This window comes from Orenia marismortui DSM 5156 (assembly GCF_000379025.1).
GTDB lineage: Bacteria > Bacillota > Halanaerobiia > Halobacteroidales > Halobacteroidaceae > Orenia > Orenia marismortui.
On the sequence record NZ_KB900622.1, the window covers coordinates 60,898 to 84,427 of the forward strand.

Genomic DNA, 23,530 nt, shown 5'->3' on the forward strand with positions numbered 1-23,530 from the left:
TGGACCAAACTGTAATATAATTGAATCACCACAAAACAAAAAATTACAGGAGGGTGCACACTATGGACTACTTACATGATACACCAAAATCCCGAAAAAATAAACACCTAAATGCTTATGAGCGTGGTCAAATTGCATTGTTACATTCCGAAGGAATGTCGCCTTATGCTATTGCAAAACGTCTAGGTAGAGCTTCTAATACAATTAGAAACGAGTTAAAGCGTGGTACAGTTTCCCAAATTAAAGGCAATAAAACTGTAGAGATTTACTTCCCTGACGCTGGTCAAAAAGTTTATGAATCTAATCGTAAAAATTGCGGACCGAAATTTAAGCTTTTAGAATGTGAAACATTCATTGATTATGTTATAGAGTTATTTTGCGAGCATAAACAATCTCTTGATTCTATTTGTGGTGCAGCAAAGCTGCATAACAAATTCTCAAAGTCAGAGATGGTATGCACTAAAACTCTATATAACTATATAGATCTTGGACTACTTCAGATTAGCAATATTGATTTGCCATTGAAGCTTAAACGTTCTTCAAAATCAAAATGTCTTAAGCGTAATAAAAAGAAACTTGGCACAAGTATCGATGAACGCCCTGAAAATATTAATGATCGCAGTGAATTTGGGCATTGGGAAATTGACACTGTTATTGGTAAAAAAGAATAAAAATGATGAAGTTTTACTCACTATGACAGAGCGCATGACTCGTAAAGAAATCATTCGTAAAATTCCTGGTAAAACAGCTGAATCTGTTCAAAATGCTATATTAAAACTAATCAAAGACTCTGGAGAGCTTTTTTCTAATGTATTTAAAAGCTTTACCTGCGATAATGGCTCTGAATTTTCAGAGCTAGGTGTTATAGAAGAAATAGTTGATACAAAAGTATATTTTACTCATCCCTATTCATCATGGGAAAGAGGTACCAATGAACGTCATAATGGTCTCATAAGACGTTTTATACCTAAAGGCAGAAGTATAAGTGAATTCTCTATTGAATCTATTGCTAGAGTTCAAAACTGGTGTAATACTCTACCAAGAAAAATTTTAGGATACCTAACTCCTGATGAAGCTTTTGAAGATCAATTAAGAGAAATTCTATATAACTAATTAACCAAATTATTACAGTTTGAAACTAGTTCAATTTAATATTGCAATTTAAGAAAATATTTAAGATATAAGTTTTATTAATTGCTATCATAATCATCTTTTTTTTGCCAGGCTCCTACCAAAGAAGATACTCCTTGGATAAAGAATATTCCTGCAACCCAATAGTATACAAATTGTGGATATAATAATATCAATACTCCCACAAATAAATACATAATACCTGTAAAGATTAAACTTGCCCGTTCTGTCTTACCAGTCTTCTCACTCACAATATCAGCCACCTTTACCACATTAGTATTCTTTAGTAATGTATTCCACGTAATTGAGTGTAATTTAGACTCTAAAATATTATTTCTAACCTCTCGCCAAAAATAGGGAAAGAATAATATATTCAAAAAAATACCGATTAAAAACAAACTTAATAAATAGGTTAATCCTGAATAATAATTTCCCCAAGTTAATAACAGACCAATTTCATCCATAAATAGGCCTAAACCTGAACCATAAATTAATGCTGCATGCTTCCTATTTAAGATTGAAGAACCAACTATAGAAATCCAACCAGCAATAGCAATTAAAATAATCCCAAAATAAAAATGATGTATATGGTGACCAAATAAAATAATATTTCTTCCAATATAAAATCTAGTATCTGGACTTAAACCTTCTTTAGCAACTTGAGCAAATTGACTTTCTGCAGATCCTGCTATCAATACCATTAGCCTGATTAATAAAAAAGAAAATAGATAAGATATAGTAATCAAAAATGGTATAGTCTTATTTTCTTCTTTACTAACTAGAATCATCCCCTTTTATATAATCTTAACTTTTCAACAAATAGCCTTCATCTTCTAGCTTATTCTCTATTAAATCTAACACTTCTTCATTTAGCGCTTCAATAGTATGTAAATGAACCCCTTCAGTTAAAGCAGATAATGGTTTAACTCGTTCTTGATTATAATTCTCCAAGAATTTAGATAAATCTTCTCGACTTTGTATCATTAGTAATCCTTTAATCTCTCCATAAATAGAGTGTTCTACAATAACATCCTTTACTCTACCACCATATCTTATTATTATTGATAGCTCTTTTTCTATATCTGCTGCTCCATGCTGGCAAGCAATTGTGCGCCTAACCATATTACTATCCTTAGAAATAATATATCCTCTAGCTGTTGCTAGAATTTCTTCACCTCGAGCTCGTAATATTGCTATATCTTGTACTATTACTTGCCTACTTACACCAAATAATCCAGCCAAATCAGAACCAGTTATAGGTTCGTTTTCTTTTTTTAATTTATTTAAAAGATCGTTTCTTCTCTCTTTAGCAGACATCAATATCACTCCTGCACAAAAAATTTAATAAATAATAGTAGATTGATTACTATATTCTTTATTCACTAAAATAAAAAAAAATCCTGCTTAAAAAGCTGGCTATAATGGCAACTCATATTTATTCTCTTGCAAAACTGGCACATTTTGTTCCAGCAGCTTCAATTGTAAATTCCCCATTATCATCACAATTAACTAAAATTTCTTCTAAAGAACATATCTTTTTTTGATTATAAGCACAACTTTCTACATTACAATTAATTTTAGACATTATCTTCCTCCTTATTTTTATCAATATAGATCAACCCTAAAATGAACATAAAAAGTTCAAAGTAGAGTTAGTTCCAAGGCCTTGAGATGCAAGCTGAATTAAATGTGTCACAATATAATCATTAAGTTTCACTTTAGAATTGGACATCTATATCTTAATACCTTTGTTTTTAATTTATCACTCATTAATATCATATAATATATGATATTAATTTACTTTAACCCCTACAAATCCATTAATCACCTCCACAGAATATATATCATAGATAGATAAAAACAAGAGCTTAGCTCTTGTTTTTATCTATTCTCAAAGTCTTCAAAATCATCTGGATTTAAATCTCTTTCTCGTTCACGATTTTTCAGCTTACCCTTTACATTTGTAAGTCCAGATAGTTCTTCTCCTGCTTCAACATCATCTGGATTATAGTCAACAACCGATTCATTTTCTAAATTCTTCTTATTTTTAGGACCTTTAGTCATTTTTATCCCCCCTTATTTAGAGTTCTACTTTTAATCTTCCACATTATAATAAAAATTATAGTTAGTAATCTTCGGAAATAATCTAATCAACTTATTAATAAACTTAAAATTATATAACTGTTATTTCAATATGTAGATATATATATATTTCCATTGGTCTCTAAAACAGCCAATAACACATCCTGGGGTCTACTTATCCCACGCTGCTCTAGCTGACTGAATAACCATTTTTTATCCAAATTAACAGCTTCTAAACCTTTATAATTAACTACTCCATCAGTTATTAATAATGTAGGTAACCCCTCATATTCAGTAGATAAACCCAAGTCTTCAGGAGTTAGTCCTCTCTTTTGAGATTTAGGAATTACTGTTAAATCACCTGAAGTCTCCAAAACAGCAAATTCTACATCGGAAATATTAAAGATACTATTCTCTCTTAACTGGGTAAATAAATCATGGATAGTATAACGTGATTTACTCATTGCCTCCTCTCTAATCTTTCCATTCTCTATTAAAATCGTTGGTTCTCCATTGATTAACTTTCTAATAAATTTATTTTTCAACGATAAATAAGACATAATTATCTCTACACTCGCTAAGGTAGCAATTGGAATAATTGCATCTGAAATACTAGCACTTTTATCCTCAATTAAAATAATTCCTAATTCAGCTATCATCAAAGAAACTACCAAATCAAAAGGAGTTAGTTCGCCAATCTCTCTTTTGCCCATTAATCTCATAGCTGTTAAGGTTAAAAAATAGATGAAAATTGTTCTTATAAATAGATTCATAAAACTAATTCACCTCAATCATTTTGAAGTTGCTTATTGATTACTGGTCACTAGTTACTATCTCTTATCTCTTATCTCTTATCTCTTATCTCTTATCTCTTATCTCTTATCTCTTATCTCTTATCTCTTATCTCTTATCTCTTATCTCTTATCTCTTATCTCCTATCTCCTATCTCCTATCTCTTATCTCTTATCTCTTATCTCCTATCTCCTATCTCCTATCCCCTATCTCCTATCTCCTATCTCCTATCCCCTATCTCCTATCTCCTATCTCCTATCTCCTATCTCCTATCTCCTATCTCCTATCTCCTATCTCCTATCTCCTATCTCCTATCTCTTATCTCTTATCTCCTATCTCCTATCTCCTATCTCCTATCCCCTATCCCCTATCCCCTATCTCCTATCTCCTATCTCCTATCTATTATTATCATCAATTCAAATGAATTTATAATAATAAATTTCTGCATGTAAAGAAAATAAAGCAGTAAAGTTACTTAAACTCTACTGCCTTACATTTAGTTTATATTTTTTAATACTTCTAAATACTTATTTGCCTTTTTTAAGTCCTCTTCTCTAAACTCTTCATACTTCTCTTTAAAATACAATTTATGTTTCTGATTAGACCAATAGCTCAAACCAAAATTGTATTTCTCATAGTTAATAAACTTTAATCTTAACTTCAAGTTATTCTTCTTCCTTTTTTGATACTCTCTCCAAGTATATTTTCTAGCAAAGATGACATCTTTTAATATTAATTTATTATCTTTTTTCCGATCAAGAAGATTTAATAATATATTCAATTTCACTGTATTTATTTCAACTTTTAAGCTTTGATATAACTGCTTTAGTGTTAAATATGAACTAACCTTATTTAATATTTTCTCAACTTTTTTTGCTAAATATTCTTTTATTGCTTGCTTTAACTCTTTATAGTTATAATACTGATACTTATCTGTACTAGACTTAGCATATTCTTCTTGTAATAAGGCCAAGGTTTGATATTCACAGCCTACTTTTTTAGCAATCTCTTCTAATTTTTTCTCTTCTTGATGATATAAATTAATAAATCTTTCTCTACTTAATTTCTGACTTAATTTATCAATTAATTTGAATCTATTTTTAATTCTAAAATTATAATTATTATCTAAAAGCTCTTCCTCCAAGATTCCATAACTATCATCTCTTAGTTTATCTTTAACTAATTTAATCTCCTCATTATTTAGATGATATATATTATAAATTAAGTAATTTAAAACTCCTTCCAAGTCTTTTGATTCACTTTTTAATTTTAAGGTGTTTTTATGAAAAATAATATATTGATTACATAACTCCTCTGAAGTACCATACTCTTTATCTAAAAAAGATAAAAAAGATAATTTTTTTAATTCTTGCTTTAATCCAAGGATCTTTCTGACTAATTCCTCTATTTCCTGCATCTGATCTCCAAGTTTTAATTTTAATTCTAAAACTTTATTGGGGTAATAGTCATATAACTCATAACTCATTTTTTTAGCAAAACTCTTAAAATAAAATTGATATAAATCAGAATTTAGTAGTCCAATTAAAAATTCTAGAGTAATTTTATTCTTGAAATCATTCTTCATTAATAATAAATAAACATCTGCACTACAATAGTTATTTCCTTCATCAATTGCAAACCTATTCTCTGCTGCTTTATAAGGATAAACTATCTTTCTAGTATTAAAAATCTCTTCACTTCTTCCCCATTGGAGATTATACCATTCTTTTATTCCTTTTCTACATTCACGCCTTTTACTTAATCTCTCTTTGAAATCATCTAAATAAGCCATTGTTTTAGGGAAATCATTAATCTCTTCTATTTGATCAGTATAAATCAAATAATCTTCAGATTGATCTACTATATAAGAGTTAATATGCCGATTTTTAATCCAAGGTCTGAGTAAATCCTTTTCTATCTCTACTTCTTCTATTTCTTCACTTGAGAGAATAAAAGCCTGATCATAGCCTGTAATAATACCTTGAAAACTATTACAAATCTCCCTCAAAGAATAATCTGAAAGTTCCTCTATCTTATTACAAATATCTAATTCTTTACCTGACAATAATCTCCAACCTATATCATCTAACTCATCTTGATTCACACTAAAAGATTGATAATATTCTCTTAATCTACCTGCTGAGATATCATTAATTATCTCTTTTCCATGAAAAGACTGGGCTTTGTTATTTAATTTTATAACTTCAATTAAATTATTCCTATTCTCTTTTGGTTTCAACCTTAAAATAACTGAATCTACAATAGCACTCTTAAAGACCTGTAAACCATGAAAATCAAATATAAATAAAATATTACTATATTCTTTCAAATAACTTCTCAGCTTCCCTCCCATAGGTGCCTCTAAAAAATATCGAGAAGTAATAATCATTAATTCTCCATCATCCTTCAATAAATCTAATCCCTTTTCTAAGAAACAATAAGACAGATCTGCTTTGTCATTATAAACAGAATAATTCTTCTTAATCCACAATTTATACTCTTTGTCTATCTCCTTATGTCCAACATAGGGTGGATTACCGATAATAAAATCAAATTCCTCTTTCAAATCTAGCTTTAACATATCACCTTGAATAATATTTACTTCACTTATATCTTGATTAATATCTTTAAACAATAATGAAATAGTAGTTAGTTGCAAAGCAAAGCTATCAATATCTACTCCATAGAGATTATAAGCCAGAATATGCTGATGAATAATATCCTTACTCCAATTCTCTTCTGGATATTTGGCTACTAATTGATCTAAAGCATTGATATATTTTTCAAATAAGATATCATAAGCCCTAATTAAAAAATACCCACTTCCACAAGAGGGGTCTAAAATTTTAATATAAGGATTAGCTATAATATTAACTTTTTTTATACTCTCCTCTAAAATATAATCGACAATAACTTCTGGAGTATAGACTTGACCCATCTGCCTTTTAATATCTTGTGATGTCAAATATTGATAAACTTCTCCCAATAAACCTTTAGTAAAAAAATTAAAATCATAATGATCTAGCTTATAATTTATCATCTCTAAAATTTCCTGATCTACTTCTAACAAGTCCCATTTATTATCAAACTCTAATCTATCTGAAAACTTATTAAAGACTAGCTCAAATATATTAGATAAAGAGTAATCTTTTAACTTACTACTATCTATTATAGACTCTGCTTCACAGAATTTTAAAAATAATAATTTAATAGTAAATAATAAGCTAGCTTTGATACAGAAATTATTAATCCAATCTGCCTTTTCTTTTTTAGAAGTAATATTATCTATTTTTTGATACTCTTCAATCTGCTTCTTAAAGTCTACTTCTTCTAATTTTAGATTAAATTTTTCTTGATAATGTTTTAAAATTATATCATAAATCTCTTTGACTTCTTTTAATAGAGTATTTTTATCCATCTCTACACCTCAGTTATATTAAAATTTACTTCCTCTAATTTATTAAATTCACTCTACTTAAAGATAATCCTTCTATAATTACTTTCCAGAAATTAAATAATTAAAAGACTTAATAAATAATCAATAGAAATTTATTAAATTTAATTTTTTCTAAGATTTAGAATAAACTATAGAAACATACTTATATCTATTAACTCAATTCTATCAGAAAATACGATTAAGTTATATTAAATATTTTTAGACAAGTACTCTTTAATTATAAATAAACAACTCTAAAAACAAATTTAAAATATACATCAAAAAATAAGAAACTACCGAATAAATTCGGTAGTTTCTTATTAGATTTAGCAATAATAGAATAGGGTGCATTGTATAATTAAATGCACGGATAGTTCAAAAAATAAAAAATGACACACATTAATACCTCATATATAATGTTAACTGACCAAAGCAAACATTGGAGGTATTAAATATGTGCCAAAATAATTATAACACAAAAAGTAGAAAAGGAAAACATTTAAAGTGGGAAGAGAGAAAGATAATAGAACATTTATATAATATACAAAACAAATCGAAGACAGCAATAGCAAGAGAGTTAGGGAGGCATAGGACGACAATAAGTCGAGAAATTGAAAGGGGAAAGCTTGTATTATTAAATTCAGATTACACTAAAAGAATAGAATACGATGCTGATATAGCTCAAAACTTATATGATAACAATGCGACTGCTAAAGGAGCTAAGATTAAAATAGGAAAAGATCATCAATTAGCTGAATTCATAGAAGAAAAAATAAAAGGAAATTATTCTCCAGAGGTAATTGCAGAGATGATTAAAGAGGATGATGGGTTTGAAATTAAAATACATTGGAAGACGATATATAATTATATAGATAAAGGCATTCTGTTTATAGATAGAGAAGATTTGGTTTATGGTAGATATAAAAAGACTAATAAATCTAAACAGAAAGAAAAAGAATCAACAAAAAGGAGAAAAGAGGGAAGAAAGATATCAGATAGGCCTAAGGAAGCTGATAAAAGGTCAGAAATAGGTCATTGGGAAATGGACTTAGTAGAGGGTAGGAAAGGTAAAGATGAGCCCTTTTTATTAGTTTTAACAGAGAGATATAGTCGCAAAGAAATAATAGAACTAATACCTAATAAGACTCAAGAATCTGTAATAAAAGGATTAGATCGCGTAGAAAGAAGAATAGGAGTTAGAAAATTTAGAGACTTATTTAAAACTATAACTACAGATAATGGTAAAGAATTCTATGATTATGAAGGGATAGAAACTTCCTTTACAGGAAGTGATATCTCAAGAACTAGTCAATATTATGCTGATGCTTATTGTTCTTGGCAAAGAGGTAGTAATGAGAATTTAAATAAAATGATTAGAAGGTTTTTACCAAAAGGAAGTAGCTTTAAGAATATTAGCAGAAATGAAGTTAAAAGAATTGAGCGATGGATAAATAATTATCCACGAAAAATGTTTGGGTTTAAGAATGCAAATTATATATTTGAAGAACAGTTAAAGGCAGCTTAAAATTTATGAGGTATTGAGTAAATAAAAAACCGTGCATTTTATATTGCAATTTATACAATAATAGAATAGGCAACTTAAATTTGACACAGCAAAATATAAGTCCAAAATAAAATTTCTTAAAGCAGATATTCTTTTTTTAGTCTTCATTATCTTCAGCTAACTGATTTAAAAAATCTCTATTAGCATAATTAAGATTCTCAACTTCATGATTTACTTCAGCAATTACAGCTCCTATCTCTTCTGTAGAAGCCACTATATCTTCGCTATTCTCTACACTATCCTTTATATTTGATAAAGATTCTTTAGCTCCTACTAAGATTGTTTCAAACTCAGATTGTAAATTTTGAGAAAAAGGCTTTATCTTTTCAACTTCATCCTTAGATTGTTCAGCAAGAGCTCTTATTTCTTCAGCCACTACAGCAAATCCTTTCCCTACCTCACCAGCTCTAGCCGCTTCAATAGATGCATTTAATGCCAATAAATTGGTCTGTTCAGCAATAGCAGTAATTGCTTCTACAATTCTATCTAAATCATCTACATTTTTATCTAAGTCAACTGCATCTCCTACTAATCTATCTAAGAAATTTAATGATCTATTAGCCTTCTGGGCCGTTATCTCTGACTTATGAACAACAGTTTCATTAGAAGCATCTAACTCTTCCATTGTAGCAGATAAATTCTCCACACTATCAGCTATTTTTTCAATATGCTCAGTAGATAAATCTTTACGCTCCCGTATTAAATCTCTCTTATAGAAGTGACAATTCTCCTTTTTATTTAAATTATTATGGATTGCTCTAGCCATATCTTCACAACTAAAATAACCACAACTATTACAGTTAATCTCTCTATCTTCTTGATTATACTTCTTCATCTGATTATAAATATTATCTAACTCTTTCTCACTAGGATTCTTTAGATTATAATTAGAACTCAAATCTTTATATTTTCTTCTATAAAGCTCTTCATCCCACTTCTCATTAAGAACCTTCTCCAACTCCATTTTACCCTGTTTTTTAGCAATAAAACTTTTATCTTGCTTATATCTTCTCTGCATCTCTTCATTTCTCTTTTGAATCAAATAGTCTATCTCATCTATATTAGCTTCTTTTTGTTCTGTAGAAACGGCAGTTCCTACCATACAACCAAATTCACAATTTAAACAATCAATTAGTAATGGATTAAAATCTTTTTTTATAGACTCCCCTAATTTATCCAAATATTCATATATAATTTCTGTACCTTCAATCTTTCTTGTCCTATTCTCAAGCTCAGGAAGCTCTCGCTTAGCAGTTGCTAGTAAGCCACCAGGCTTAGGAAATAAAATAGCTCTTTCAGCTGAAGGGTTATTATAATCTTCTTCAGCAAAACTATTTAAGTTAACATTTAATTTAATATACTCTGCTAAACTATGAAAAGTAACATTATAATCACCAAAACCAGTCTCCTCAAATTCTCTCTTCTTAGCCACACAAGGAGAGATGGCTACAATTTTATGATCCTTATATTCTAGATAAAATTCTTTAATCATCTTAATTGTATGTAACATTGGACTATCATAAGGCGCTAAATAATCAATCAATTCAGGTTTATAGATCTGAATATAATTAACTAAACTAGGACAAGGTTGAGCTATTACACATTTTGGATCTTCTCTCTTTATATATTCTAAATAACTTTTAACAGTCAGTTCAGCCCCAAAAGATACATCAAATACTGCCTCAATACCCAAAGATTTCAACCAAGAATTAAATCTCAAATAATCATCAGGAAAATTAACTGCAATTGCTGGTGCTACAATAGCAACCATCTTTTCTTGCTTTAGATCAGCCATAAAATCTTCAAAATCATCTATAATAACTCTAGCATTATGATCACAAGCATCCAAACAGTTACCACAACCAACACATAAATCAGGATTTACAGTAACATAATCTTTACTTCCATCATTACAAAACTTTGTGGGGCAGACTGCTATGCAACGATGACAATTTACACATGATTCTTCATCAACATTAATTAAGTACTTTGATTTATTCAATATCTTAATCCTCCTTTGAAATCTGATTAACACTAATCCATTACTATCATTATATGGTGCTACAAGATGCAAATCAAGACATAATAACACATTTTTTTACTTTTATGGTCATATAATTATAAAAGAATAAAAATAACTCAAAAATATAATTATAAACAAAAAAAATAAAGCAATAGATGATATTCTTTAATTTTCAATTTTAAAATTTTCTAGCTACATAATAATTAATATGATCATATAATTATTATTTTAATACCCTAAAATAATCTTTGAACTATATTTTTTCTATTAATAACTAAATTAAAAATGACAGTTAATATTCATGACATGAATATTAACTGTCATAATTTTTGATTTCTTATCTTTTGATAATAGATATAAACCAAAATATAAGCAATTAAATAAGAAAAAAAGGTTAAATAAATATTCCAGCCCTTAAAATAATCCACTCTCTTGATCAAAACCATAATCAATTCTCCAATCGTAGTAAGAAAAGCAAAGAATAAAACAACTAAATATTCATTTATTCTTTGATAATGGATCAAATAAATTGCTAAACTTCCAAGCACAGCATATAAACCTATATCAAAGGGCAGACGAGAAAAATCACCATATCCAAAAGGCTTAACCTTCCAAAAACGATAATGAACAGCTAACTCATTAATTATATGAGCTATCACTGAACTGATTGGAGCAATAAATAGAATAATTTTAGGAGCTCTCTTATAGAGTCTAAATCCCAATATCCAAGGTAGTATAAACCCAATAATTATATTAAAGAACATCCTTTGACCCTCCTCGGGGCAAGCCCACGAGGATTCTTAGGCTGAGAGTGTACCCACTACTCATATCTCCTAAGCGTAACTTCCCGTTAGTCCAACGGTACATATCCTAAGTGCTACTTGCCTTTATTTTTAATCCTTCGTTTAAGATATTTAAACTTGCGTTAATGTCCCTATCGTGTATATCTTTACATTCTGGACATTCCCATTTTCTAATCTTTAAGTCTTTAACTTTCTCGTTCTTATAGCCACAGTTGCTACATAATTGACTACTGGCAAAGAAAGTATCTATCTTAACCAAATTCCTCCCATACCATTTAGCTTTATAAGTTAACAATTCAATAAACTTACTCCAACTAACATCTGATATGGATTTCCTTAGGGTTTTCATTGAAAACCCACGTGATAAATCCGCTAACTTAGAATTTTTAAGCATATTCTTCACCTTTAAAGTTTCAACTGCTATAAGTTGATTTTCCTTAATTAGCTTAGTTGACAACTTATGAAGAAAATCTAGTCTAATATTAGCCACCTTTTCGTGAACCTTAGCTAGTTTCTTTTTAGCTTTATACCAATTATTAGACCCTTTTTCTTTTCTAGCTAAACTTTTATTTAGTCTAGCAATCTTTTTCTCATATTTCTTTAGTACTCTAGGATTAGCTATCTTCTCACCATCTGACATAATAGCAAACTCTTTAAGTCCTAAATCTATTCCTATTTGCTTATCTACTTTAGGTAATTCTTCAATTTTCTCTTTAACTGCTATTGAAATATAATATTTATCTGTATTAGTTCTAGTTACTGTTACATTCAATATCTCGCCTTTGACCTCTTTAGATTTTCTAAACTTAATCCAACCTAATTTAGGTAATTTAATTTTATTATTCTTAACCTCAATATTGGTAGTTCCACTTCTTCTAGTGAATTTATTAGTACGATAGGAGTTTTTAGGATTTTTCTTAGACTTAAATTTAGGAAAATCATATTTTTTACTAAAGAAATTCTTGAAAGCTCTATCTAAGTCTTTAAGTGCATTTTGCAAGCTGAATTTATCTGGCTCTTTTAACCACTCTATTTCTTTCTTTAGTTGAGTTAGTTGTTTAGAAAATTTTGAGTATGATTGATATTCATTTTCTTTAGCTTTATCTAANAANTGATTATAAACATATCTAGCACAACCTACTGATTTATTGATTAATATTCTCTGTTCTTTATTAGGGCATAATCTAAATTTGTAGGCTTTTTCTCTGATAGTCATTGACAACTCACCTCCTTATATATAAAACTGCAAGGAGATTTTAAAATGGCTAGACCTAAGAACAAAGTTAATAGAGAACAAATTAGTACTACTATTGATGAAGAATTAATGAATATTGTTAGAGATATTAGTAAAGATACTGGTATTCCAATTAATAGTCTTATTGAAAATGCAGTAAGAGAAAAATACCAAAAATAAAATTTAAGACCGTCTGCTCTATCCTCGGGGCAAGCCCACGAGGTTTGCGAGCAGACTTTTTGACCTATCACCTTCTAAGCTATTTAAGCTTAGTATATCTAAATAACTACAATAATATAAACGTTCCTTCTAATAATAAAAGTAGAGGCTCTTCAAAGAGCCTCTACTTTTATTAAAATTTATAAATTAAAATTTATAAATTAAAATTTTGCATTGCCTGGAGTTCTTGGGAAGGCAATAATATCACGAATATTATTAATCCCAGAAATATACATTAAGATTCTTTCAAAACCTAAACCAAAACCAGAATGTGGTACAGTTCCATATTTCCTTAAATCTAAAAACCAATCATATTGATCCAATTCCATATTATCTTCTTCCATCATCTTAACTAAAACATCATATCTCTCTTCACGTTGACTACCCCCAACAATTTCTCCAATTCCTGGCACTAAACAATCAACTGCTCTTACAGTCTTTCCATCATCATTTAACCTCATATAAAAAGCCTTAATCTCACGTGGATAATCAGTTACCATAACTGGCTTTTTAAAATGCTTTTCAGTTAGATATCTTTCATGCTCTGTCTGAAGATCAATTCCCCATTCGACATCATATTCAAAATCTTGCTCTGCTTCTATTAAGATTTCAATAGCCTCAGTATAGCTCACCCTATCAAAATCACTTTCAATAAGCTCTTCTAATTTCTCTACCCTGTTATCATCAGCAATCCACTTATTGAAGAATGCCATCTCTTCTTTACATTCTTCTAAAGCATATTTGAATAGATACTTTAAGAAGTCTTCAATAACCTGCATATTCTCTTCTAAATTACAGAAAGCCATTTCAGGCTCAATCATCCAAAACTCTGCTACATGACGGGCTGTATTTGAATTCTCTGCTCTAAAAGTAGGTCCAAAAGTATATACATCACCTAAGGCAGAGGCTAAAACTTCAGCTTCTAACTGTCCACTAACAGTTAAACCGGTCTCTTCCCCAAAGAAATCTTGACTATAATCAACTTCTCCTTTGTCAGTTAATGGTAGATTTTCTAAATCAAAATTACTTACTCTAAATATCTCTCCTGCTCCTTCAGTATCATTGGCTGTAATAATCGGAGTGTGAATATAATTAAATCCTCTTTCTTGAAAGAATTTATGTACTGCATATGACATCTTACTTCTAAATCTATTAACCACGCCAAAAGTATTAGTTCTTGGTCTTAAATGGGCGATTTCTCTTAAATACTCAAAGGAATGTCTCTTTTTCTGTAATTCATAGTCTGAAGGACAATCACCAACTATCTCTATTTTTTCTGCCTTCATCTCTACACTTTGCTCTCTACCTTTTATCTCATCTAAATACCCTACAATCTTTAGACTACTCCCTGTATTAATATCATTTAATACTTCAAATTCTTCAGGATTTAAAATCACTATTTGTAAATTTTCTAATGTACTTCCATCATTAATCTCTATAAAAGCAATATTCTTAGAAACTCTCTTAGTTCTAACCCAACCTAACACAGTTACATTAGACATATCCTCTACTTGGCCACTTAAAATATCTTTTACTTTCTTTCTTGTAAAATAATTCATTTTAACCCTCCTCAATATTAACAAAGATATCACAACTATATATTATTTTATATAAATTTTATAATTCCTTTTTTTATTTTAATATTTTATTCTTATAATAACCACTAGGGGCGTAATATATTACGCCCCTAGTGGTTATTATATATTCAAATATTACAAATTTAAGAAGAAACTTATTTACCTAATCAACTCTATCACTTAAAAGTCAACCCTAATTCCATAATTAACTCCTCTAACAACATCTAACTCTTCATCATCACTAACAATTGCTTTAAAACCAATTATCCCCAATATACCTTCTCCTATCTCACCACAGACCCCAAATTCACCATCAACAAGCATAGTTGAAGCACTAATTATATCTCCGTCAAAATAGAACAATTTATCTTCAAATTCCTTTTCAATTATAAATCCTGCCTTTACTCCTGCATCAGAGCCATCAAAGACATGACCACTTACTCCTCCTATTTTAAAAGCATAATTGAATTCTTTTCTTTCATCTTGCTTAGACTCTGGTATAAATTGATATTCTAATTCTACAAAAGAACTTTTACTATCTTCACTTTCTTGAGCCGATTGATTAGTCTGTCCTGTATCTTGTGTGTCATCTTGGGCTTGATTATCATCCTTATTATAAGGAGCAACAATTGACAAACCATAGCCACTATATTTATTTAAACCATAACCCAAATTAAACTGCATATAATCTCCATCATTAGAGTTGACATTTGTCATTTTAAATTTATAAACTTCTTCACCTAAGTTTAAAGTTGATGCTGCCGAAACACCACTAAAAATTATTAAAAACAATCCTACTACTAATAAAAGTACAGTGTTTTTGATTAATTTCATTATCTTACCCCTTCCAATTTTAAAGTTACTCAAATTATCTATTCTATCTCTATTTAATATTTTCCTGCAAAAAAATCTTTTATTATTGATAGTAATTTTATAATAATTAAAAAGAAGGAGATTTTTACTTCTTCTAGAATATTAGAGATATACGAATAATTAAGTATAAATTTTATTAAAATTATAGTATTTATACTATAATTGAAGAGCTAATGAAGGGAGAATATTTAAATGAAAAAAAAGATAACAATCTTTTTAACACTTGTACTTGTAATTATTTTTACTAATAATTCTTATGCAACCTTTACTACTGGAAAAGGAAAACATACTTTTAAAGTAGATAATTTTAATGCAGATACTAGAATAAGTTTACAATCATTTTTAATTGGCTTAGGTATTAGCGAAAATTCTTCTATTAATTTTAAATTGACTATGGCTGATGGAGAAGATTCCGATGGTAGTGACCCTAATATGAATTTTTTAGTTCCTAGTTATGATGGTTATTCTGATGAAACAGAATATAATCTTTCAGGTCCTATTCTAGATATTAGCTATCAATATATACCTAGACATGATTTGTTTGTAACTCCAAATTCTCTTAATGCTGTGCAAATCGGACTGAAAACCTATGAAGGGGAAGTATTTGATCAAGCAGGGACTAATACTGTAGATCTTAATAAAACTTACCTTACTTTTGGCTTACTAAGTCGTTCACGTTGGGAGAAGCGTAATTTATTCTCTAATATTGAGATAGCTTATGATCCTCGTGAAAAAGGTGGCTGGGTTTTAGATAGTCAAGTTGGAATGGAATTTAAAATCATAGATAACTTTAGAGCTCATCTCAGTTATAGAGCCATTGGTTCTTCTATTGAATCTAAACAAGGTTTTGCTTTTGGAATTAAAGTAGATTATTAATTTAACTATAAACACAGCTCTCCTTAATTAAGGAGAGCTGTTTCTTTTATGAATTAATAACTTCCGAACTTGCTAATTTTTCATTCTTGGCCAATCTAAATGCTATAATTGCTTCAGCTATCATCCAAAGTTCTAATATCAAGATACAAATACTAAAAGCAATCAATATTATATTTTGATTACTTAAATAGTTTTGTATATTAATTACCATTGCCCAAGAAGTCATTACTAGTAAAAAGATCATTGGTATAATTGTATAAAGAATTGGTTTTTTGGCTTTATATAGATAGACAGTAATAGCTAATAGAGTTAATCCAGCTAGCAATTGATTAGTAGTTCCAAATAGCGGCCACAATATTAACCCACCTTTACCACCATTAATTGTAGCTAATATAAAAGCTGTAGCTACAGCAATTAATGTTGATGGTAAACGTTTACTTAGCTTTTTAAATCCCATCCCTTCTGCTAATTCTCCAATAATATAACTTTGAATTCTAGTAGCAGAGTCTAATGTAGTCCCGGCAAAACTTACAATTAAAACACCAGCAATTGCTGTAGCATATCCTTCTGGTATTCCTATAGAAGTAATAAATGTACTTGCCCCCTCAACAAAAGCCCCTACCTTTGCTCCTAAGCCAGAAGCAGCACTCCAGCTAGAGTAATGTTCTGTCCAAGCAGCTTTAGAAGCAAAACCGGCTGTTGCAGCTAAAATTGCAAAGATTGATAACATACCTTCAGCCAACATTCCTCCATAACCAATCATTTTAGCATCTTTTTCATTGTCTAATTGCTTAACAGTAGTACCTGACGCTACCCCACTATGAAAGCCTGATATAGCTCCACAAGCTATTGTAATGAATAAGAAAGGTATCCAGTTGGGAGCACCCACTACATCTGTATTAACTGCTGGAGCAACAATCTCTGGTCTAGCCACCAACATTCCAAGAAACATTAGTATCATTCCGACATATAGTTGATGGGAATTAATAAAATCTCGTGGCTGTAACAAGGTCCAAACTGGTAATAACGAAGCAATAAAAGCATAGATAAATAAGACAAATACCCAAGTTAATAAAGGACTACCCATAATTATTCCTGGCATTTGAAAAGGAATATACTGTCCAATAAAAACAAAAATATATAGTGATAATAAAGCAGATAACGAAGCAACTTTAATATTAGCATTTTTGCGATAAACTAGATAGCCCACTAGTATTGCTGTAGGAATCTCCATCCAAATAGGAAATACAGTCTCAGGATAATTCATAAATAAGGTAGCTATAACTAAAGCAAACACTGATATTACCATCAAATATAAGAAGAACATTACAATCAAAAATAAATATCTTGCCCTTGTTCCTATTATATCTTTAGTAACTTCACTAATTGATTTCCCCTTCTTCCTACTAGATATAATTAATGTTCCTAAGTCATGTATAGCCCCCATAAAAATAGATCCAAAGATTACCCATAATAAAGCAGGTAACCAACCCCAAATAACTGCAATAGCAGGTCCAACAATAGGTGCTGCCCCTGCAATAGATGTGAAATGGTGGCCAAAAAGAACATGCTTATTAGTAGGTACATAATCTACATCATCTTTAAATTCATGGGCTGGAGTAAGGCTATCAGGATCTGGGGTAAAGAGTCGATCACTAATAAAAGTTCCATAAAGTCTATAGGCAATTAAGTAAGCAATAAAAGTAAGAATAGCAATTAATAATGAATTCATCTAAATCCTCCTTAATTATTTTTGGAAATAAAATGATATTAATATAAAAATTAACTTTTTTAATTTATATTCCACTTCTACAATCATTTATGCATAATTTCTAATATTATAAATTAATAAAATCTAAATTTAATCTTAAAAATGAATAAAATATTTCATTAATCATGAATAAAATATCTATAGAAGATCATTAGATCAAATAAATTCAAAGGAGGTGAAGATAATTTCAAAATACAGAATTATAAGTTTTGATGGAGGGGGAGTTAAAGGAGTACTAACTGCAAGATTACTAAAAAGGTTAGCTGAAGAGATACCAGAACTACTTAAGCTAACTGACTTATTTGCTGGGACATCGACTGGTTCTTTTATTGCTCTTGCCCTAGCTTATGGAAAGACTGCTGAAGATGTTGTAAATATGTATTCCTTAGAAAATCTAGAGTCAATATTCTCTTTTCCTAGAATAAATTTACTCATACCACGTTATGATAATGATAACTTAAAAGCTATACTAAATAATATCTTTCCTCAAGAATTAACTTTAAAAGGATTAAACAAAAAAGTTGTCATTCCCTCATTTAAAATATTTAATGATAAATATAATAATTGGTGCCCAACATTCTTTAACAACTTTCCTAACTCTGAAAATGCAAATACATCGGTTTTAGATGTAGCACTTGCTAGCAGTGCAGCACCCACCTATTTTCCCTCTCATAATAATTATATCGATGGTGGAGTAGTAATTAATAATCCAAGTACATCAGCTTTAGCCTTTGCAAAAGACTCTCAAGCCGGTGACCAAATGCTTGACAATATAAGTCTATTATCCATTGGCACAGGATTTAGTAATAATAAAATTACCGAGGATACTGAAAACTGGGGTATCATACAATGGACATTTAATCCTTTTTCTCCTACTTCCTTTCCACTTTTAGAAATATTATTAGATGGTGCAACAGAAGTAGATGTATATTTTCTTTCACAACTCTTAGGAGATAATTATTTTCGTTTAAACCCTACTTTAGTAAATCACATTGACCTTGATGATTATGAAAAAGTTCCTGATTTAATTGAATTAGCAGAAAAAGAGGATCTAACTCCTGTAATCAATTGGATTAAAGAAAATTGGTTGTGAAGCTCTCAAATTATAGGGATAATTATGCATTTTGAGTATAAAGAAGCATTTTTTACTTTTAAAAAAGTAAGAAAAAAATTATACCTCCGGGTTTGAGGAAATAACCCTTCGTGGCAGAGCTCACTCCACAATCAACACCTATTGAGGTTAAGAAATATAGAAGTTTTAATTCAAACATTACATTGTTACTATTAGTCCTAGATAATATTTGCTTTGTTCAAACAAAAATTTTTTCAGTTTGAAATCTTTTAATTATAAATTATCAATTCTCCATTATAAAAAGTGTCGCAATCTCTATCATAAAAGACAATAATTTTCTTGTGTTAAATATCAACAATAACTCTAGAAATTATAACTATTCAAGAATAATATCTACTCAAAATGATGATAATAACTTTAGTATTTATTGCAGGAGGGAACAAAAATGAGAATTCCAAATCATATTGGAGTAATCCCTGATGGAAATAGGCGTTGGGCTGTAAAAAATGGGCTGCCAAAGTCTGAAGGATACAATCATGGTCTTCTTCCAGGATTACAGTTATTTAAATTATGTCAAGAAATAGGTGTTAAGGAGTTAACTTATTATGGATTTACTATGGACAATACAAAAAGAAAGAATGAACAAACTAAAGCCTTTACTCAAGAATGTATTAATGCTGTAAAGTTACTAAGCCAAGAAGATACTTCTTTGTTAGTCTTAGGTAATACCGAGTCAGATAAGTTTCCAGAAGAATTACTACCTTATACCAAAAGAATTAATTTTGGTCAAGGAGGTATGAAAGTTAATCTGCTAGTTAACTATGGATGGCATTGGGATCTAAGCGCTTTAAGTGCAAAAGATGGGAAATCTAAAAAAAGCATTATAGGATCTCTAAAATCAAGAGATATCTCAAGAATTGATCTAATAATTCGTTGGGGAGAAAGAAGAAGACTCAGTGGATTTCTACCAGCACAATCAGTTTACTCAGATTTTTACGTTGTTGATAGCTATTGGCCAGATTTTGAACCTCAACATTTTTATGATGCACTTGACTGGTATAAGCAACAAGATATTACTTTAGGTGGTTGAAAATTTATTTCAACTACCTAATTACTTTCTTAAATAAAACTTTATATTTTATAGACATATAACCCTAGAATTTACTTTAAATATAAAACCATATTCACATAACGTAATAATAACATGTGCAAGTTATCTTATCTACTGCTTAATAGTCACTCTCATCTAACTTTACTTTAACTTAGATTTTATTTTAAGATTAGATGACTCTATTATCTTCTTTACAACTCCTACTTTTTCTATCTATCTCTATTAACTTCTATCAGATTTCCAAACCTAAATTATAACTTCTTAAAATAAATTCCAGATCAATCTTTTGATATTCACTCGAATAATATTATTCTTCTTATACTATTATACTCCTATCCCTTTATACTAAAGCTCTTTATTAAACCTTAGTATTGTTAATAAATTATCATTTAATAATATTTAATTTCAAAGGATTTTAGTAAATAAACGAAGAATTATTAATATAATCAATATTAATATTAATTAATTATTTTTAGTAGCTTATCTAAGGGGAGGGATTCTAATGAAATCAATTAAGAAAATGTCTTTAAAAATGAAACTATTATTCATGATTATCACTAGCATAATATTACTATTAGGTGCAAGCTTATTTGTAGTCAAACTTGTAATTACCGATCAAGCCAAAAAAGTAGCAATCACTAAGGTAGAAACAGACTTAGCAACAGGTTATGATATTATTGAAAAAGAATTTCCAGGAGATTGGCGTCTTGAAGGTGATAAGCTATATAAAGGGGAAGTATTAATTAATAATAATTTTGCTATTGTAGACCACATAGGTAATTTAACCAACGATACAGTAACAATTTTCGCTAAGAATAAGAGAGTAGCAACAAATGTTAAGAAAAATGGCATAAGACAAGTAGGAACCTTTGTTTCTGAGGAAGTTGAAAGAAGAGTTTTAAAAGAAGGTAGAGACTATTATGGAGAGGCTAATGTAGTAGGGCATATTTATCAGACTGGATATACACCTATTAAAAACGCTCAAGGAGATATTATCGGAATTTGGTATGTAGGAGCTTCTAAAGAATTTGTTGATCAAATGATATCTGAAACTTTTAACCATGTACTTTTATTTAGTTCAGTTATATCTGTATTAATTATCATTGCCTTCTACTTTGTTGCACTTAAGTTATCTAATCCAATGATAGAAGCAGCAAACTTTGCTAATCAAATAGCTGAAGGTAATTTAGAGCTTGAAAAATTAGAGGTGAAATCTGAAGATGAAATTGGACAGTTGAGAGCAGCACTTAATAATATGTCTAAGAATTTAAAAGAAATGGTAATGAATATTAGTGAATCTGTAGAAAACTTAACAGCCTCTAGTGAAGAATTATCTGCTGCAGGAGAACAGATGGGCGAGGGTTCAAGTCAGATCACCAAATCTGTTATAGAAATAGCTACTGGTGCTGAAGAAAATTCTTCTCAAATTGAAAATATATCAGCTAATATTGGAGATTTGAATTCTGAAATTGAAAGTATTGAGAATAAAACTACAAGTATGACACAAATTTATAATGATGTTTTAGAGGATGTAAAGTCAGGTAATCAAGCTATTGAACATTCCGTTGAAACAATTAACAAAGTAAAACTTAGTTCTAAAGATATTTCTGAAATCATCTTTTCTTTAGGAGAACATTCCAAAAAAATTGATGAAATAGTTAATTTAATCGGTAGTATAGCAGAACAGACCAATTTATTGGCTTTAAACGCAGCTATTGAAGCAGCAAGAGCTGGAGAACATGGACGTGGTTTTGCTGTTGTAGCTGATGAAATCAGAGAATTAGCTGAAGAATCTTCAGTAGCTACTAGTAATATAGCTAAATTAATCGGAAATATTCAAAATCAAGTTGCTAAAGCTGTAAAACAGATGCAAAATAGTGAATTAGTAGTTAATGATAGTGTTAAATCAATCGAAGATACTGGAAATAGATTTAAGGATATTAAAAAGATTACTTTCAAGCTAAATGAGGTTATTCAAAGTGTAACTTCTAACATAGATATTATGAATGATAAGAGTCATGACATTAAAAACACCGTAGATGATATATCTTCAGTAACTGAAGAATTTGCAGCTAATACTGAAGAAGTATCTGCTTCTAGCGAAGAACAATCAGCTATTACCCAAGAAATTGTTAGTTCCTCACAAGAATTAGCAATAATGTCTACAGAGCTATCAAAATTAGTTGATAAATTTAAATTTTAGTTGCTAAAATTCATCTTATTATGTCTAACTAAAATTAATTAAAAATAGGTTTAGCAACTGCTAAACCTATTTTTGATTAGATCAGATAAATTTAATTTGATTATATTGCCTATAAACATAAAGAATACACTTTAATATAATTAAGATAATAGATTAAATCCTAAATTCAATCTACTTCTACTATAGTATTTGATTAATAACCTCTTAATAAGCCTCTAAATGATTAAACTCTGCATCTTCAATCCAATTTAGTGGTCTTTCCAAATGTTCAACTATATTATCCATTATTATCTCATGGCGTTTTTCTTCTTTAGCTAACTTCAAAAAGTTATCCTTAATTGATGAATCATCTAGCTCTTCTGCTTTTGATTTATAAAATTCATAGCTACTTCGCTCCATCTCTACAGCTTTTCTATAAACGCTTATATCTTCTTGTGGTGGCTCTTCTGTATTAATAGATATATTCTCAACAATATCATTAAAGACTTTCTTAACCTTTGGCAAAATATCAGATTCAATTTCACCAACAGACTCTTCTTTCATTAGTTGCTTCACAATTCTTTCATGCTTCTTTTCTTCTTCTGTCAAATAATTAAAGATTCTTTTTAAATTTTCATCCTTGGTCTGCTCAGCACATTTCTGATAATAATCTCTATTCTCTTGTTCAAAGTCAATAGCAAATTCATAGATATTCATAGAAATCCCCCTTTGCAATATTAGTAACTATTAGCATTTAGTAATATTATAATAAATATAATTACTT

Annotated in this window: 19 protein-coding genes and 1 pseudogene; 7 read left to right on the plus strand and 13 right to left on the minus strand. The window is 29.4% G+C overall.

All coding sequences use genetic code 11. The features are described 5' to 3' along the window. Positions 1 to 62: 62 nt before the first annotated feature. Positions 63 to 1,113 (plus strand): annotated as a pseudogene (locus tag OREMA_RS17775) (IS30 family transposase). 77 nt (positions 1,114 to 1,190) lie between these two features. Here the strand turns inward: OREMA_RS17775 and OREMA_RS0112480 are convergent. The 6 genes from OREMA_RS0112480 to OREMA_RS18455 form a co-directional block, all read right to left on the minus strand. Then, entirely contained in the window at positions 1,191 to 1,919 is a 729-nt protein-coding gene (locus OREMA_RS0112480) for a hypothetical protein (protein ID WP_018249600.1), read from the minus strand. A gap of 16 nt (positions 1,920 to 1,935) precedes the next feature. After that, complete coding sequence (locus OREMA_RS0112485) at positions 1,936 to 2,448, minus strand: transcription repressor NadR (protein WP_018249601.1); 513 nt, start codon at positions 2,446 to 2,448, stop codon at positions 1,936 to 1,938. A gap of 118 nt (positions 2,449 to 2,566) precedes the next feature. Continuing rightward, positions 2,567 to 2,716, minus strand: coding sequence for a DUF1540 domain-containing protein (locus OREMA_RS18700; protein WP_018249602.1), 150 nt, complete (start codon positions 2,714 to 2,716; stop codon positions 2,567 to 2,569). A 296-nt stretch (positions 2,717 to 3,012) separates the two neighbouring features. Continuing rightward, positions 3,013 to 3,195: a hypothetical protein gene (locus OREMA_RS0112495; protein ID WP_018249603.1), complete on the minus strand. Its 183-nt coding sequence runs from the start codon at positions 3,193 to 3,195 to the stop codon at positions 3,013 to 3,015. Positions 3,196 to 3,320: 125 nt separating this feature from the next. Continuing rightward, positions 3,321 to 3,986 carry a DUF421 domain-containing protein gene (locus tag OREMA_RS0112500; protein WP_018249604.1) on the minus strand — a complete coding sequence of 222 codons (666 nt, stop codon included), beginning with the start codon at positions 3,984 to 3,986 and terminating at the stop codon, positions 3,321 to 3,323. 515 nt (positions 3,987 to 4,501) lie between these two features. Continuing rightward, on the minus strand, positions 4,502 to 7,423 hold the full coding sequence (locus OREMA_RS18455) for an Eco57I restriction-modification methylase domain-containing protein (RefSeq protein ID WP_018249605.1): 2,922 nt from the start codon (positions 7,421 to 7,423) through the stop codon (positions 4,502 to 4,504). Between the two features lie 472 nt (positions 7,424 to 7,895). Between OREMA_RS18455 and OREMA_RS0112510 the strand changes: the two genes are divergently transcribed. Beyond that, on the plus strand, positions 7,896 to 8,966 hold the full coding sequence (locus OREMA_RS0112510) for an IS30 family transposase (RefSeq protein WP_018247563.1): 1,071 nt from the start codon (positions 7,896 to 7,898) through the stop codon (positions 8,964 to 8,966). A 136-nt stretch (positions 8,967 to 9,102) separates the two neighbouring features. Here OREMA_RS0112510 and OREMA_RS17785 read toward each other — a convergent pair whose 3' ends face one another. The 3 genes from OREMA_RS17785 to tnpB all read right to left on the minus strand — a co-directional run bounded on the left by OREMA_RS17785 (position 9,103) and on the right by tnpB (position 13,047). Beyond that, positions 9,103 to 11,007 carry a [Fe-Fe] hydrogenase large subunit C-terminal domain-containing protein gene (locus tag OREMA_RS17785; RefSeq protein ID WP_018249606.1) on the minus strand — a complete coding sequence of 635 codons (1,905 nt, stop codon included), beginning with the start codon at positions 11,005 to 11,007 and terminating at the stop codon, positions 9,103 to 9,105. Between the two features lie 341 nt (positions 11,008 to 11,348). Then, entirely contained in the window at positions 11,349 to 11,792 is a 444-nt protein-coding gene (locus OREMA_RS0112520; protein WP_018249607.1) for a hypothetical protein, read from the minus strand. Positions 11,793 to 11,898: 106 nt separating this feature from the next. Beyond that, complete coding sequence (tnpB, locus tag OREMA_RS0112525) at positions 11,899 to 13,047, minus strand: IS200/IS605 family element RNA-guided endonuclease TnpB (RefSeq protein WP_018249608.1); 1,149 nt, start codon at positions 13,045 to 13,047, stop codon at positions 11,899 to 11,901. A gap of 45 nt (positions 13,048 to 13,092) precedes the next feature. On the opposite strand from tnpB, the gene OREMA_RS18710 reads away from it, so the two are divergent. Next, complete coding sequence (locus OREMA_RS18710) at positions 13,093 to 13,245, plus strand: ribbon-helix-helix domain-containing protein (RefSeq protein ID WP_018247432.1); 153 nt, start codon at positions 13,093 to 13,095, stop codon at positions 13,243 to 13,245. Positions 13,246 to 13,445: 200 nt separating this feature from the next. Here the strand turns inward: OREMA_RS18710 and asnS are convergent, their stop codons facing one another. Then, positions 13,446 to 14,843, minus strand: coding sequence for an asparagine--tRNA ligase (gene asnS, locus OREMA_RS0112535; protein WP_018249609.1), 1,398 nt, complete (start codon positions 14,841 to 14,843; stop codon positions 13,446 to 13,448). A gap of 198 nt (positions 14,844 to 15,041) precedes the next feature. Beyond that, the gene (locus OREMA_RS0112540) at positions 15,042 to 15,695 is read right to left on the minus strand and encodes a hypothetical protein (protein WP_018249610.1); all 654 of its coding nucleotides are present in this window, start codon (positions 15,693 to 15,695) and stop codon (positions 15,042 to 15,044) included. Positions 15,696 to 15,926: 231 nt separating this feature from the next. Here OREMA_RS0112540 and OREMA_RS0112545 point away from each other — a divergent pair, with 231 nt between their 5' ends. Beyond that, positions 15,927 to 16,610 (plus strand): M14 family metallopeptidase, encoded by a 684-nt coding sequence (locus OREMA_RS0112545; protein ID WP_018249611.1) that lies wholly within the window; start codon positions 15,927 to 15,929, stop codon positions 16,608 to 16,610. A 46-nt stretch (positions 16,611 to 16,656) separates the two neighbouring features. Here OREMA_RS0112545 and OREMA_RS0112550 read toward each other — a convergent pair whose 3' ends face one another. Then, positions 16,657 to 18,342: a carbon starvation CstA family protein gene (locus OREMA_RS0112550; RefSeq protein ID WP_018249612.1), complete on the minus strand. Its 1,686-nt coding sequence runs from the start codon at positions 18,340 to 18,342 to the stop codon at positions 16,657 to 16,659. A 214-nt stretch (positions 18,343 to 18,556) separates the two neighbouring features. On the opposite strand from OREMA_RS0112550, the gene OREMA_RS0112555 reads away from it, so the two are divergent. From OREMA_RS0112555 to OREMA_RS0112565, 3 genes are all read left to right on the plus strand, one after another. Then, the gene (locus tag OREMA_RS0112555; RefSeq protein WP_018249613.1) at positions 18,557 to 19,474 is read left to right on the plus strand and encodes a patatin-like phospholipase family protein; all 918 of its coding nucleotides are present in this window, start codon (positions 18,557 to 18,559) and stop codon (positions 19,472 to 19,474) included. A gap of 424 nt (positions 19,475 to 19,898) precedes the next feature. Continuing rightward, on the plus strand, positions 19,899 to 20,543 hold the full coding sequence (locus OREMA_RS0112560) for an undecaprenyl diphosphate synthase family protein (protein WP_018249614.1): 645 nt from the start codon (positions 19,899 to 19,901) through the stop codon (positions 20,541 to 20,543). Between the two features lie 523 nt (positions 20,544 to 21,066). Continuing rightward, the gene (locus OREMA_RS0112565) at positions 21,067 to 22,767 is read left to right on the plus strand and encodes a methyl-accepting chemotaxis protein (RefSeq protein WP_018249615.1); all 1,701 of its coding nucleotides are present in this window, start codon (positions 21,067 to 21,069) and stop codon (positions 22,765 to 22,767) included. 204 nt (positions 22,768 to 22,971) lie between these two features. Here OREMA_RS0112565 and OREMA_RS0112570 read toward each other — a convergent pair whose 3' ends face one another. Next, positions 22,972 to 23,463, minus strand: coding sequence for a ferritin-like domain-containing protein (locus tag OREMA_RS0112570; RefSeq protein ID WP_018249616.1), 492 nt, complete (start codon positions 23,461 to 23,463; stop codon positions 22,972 to 22,974). Between the last annotated feature and the right edge of the window lie 67 nt (positions 23,464 to 23,530).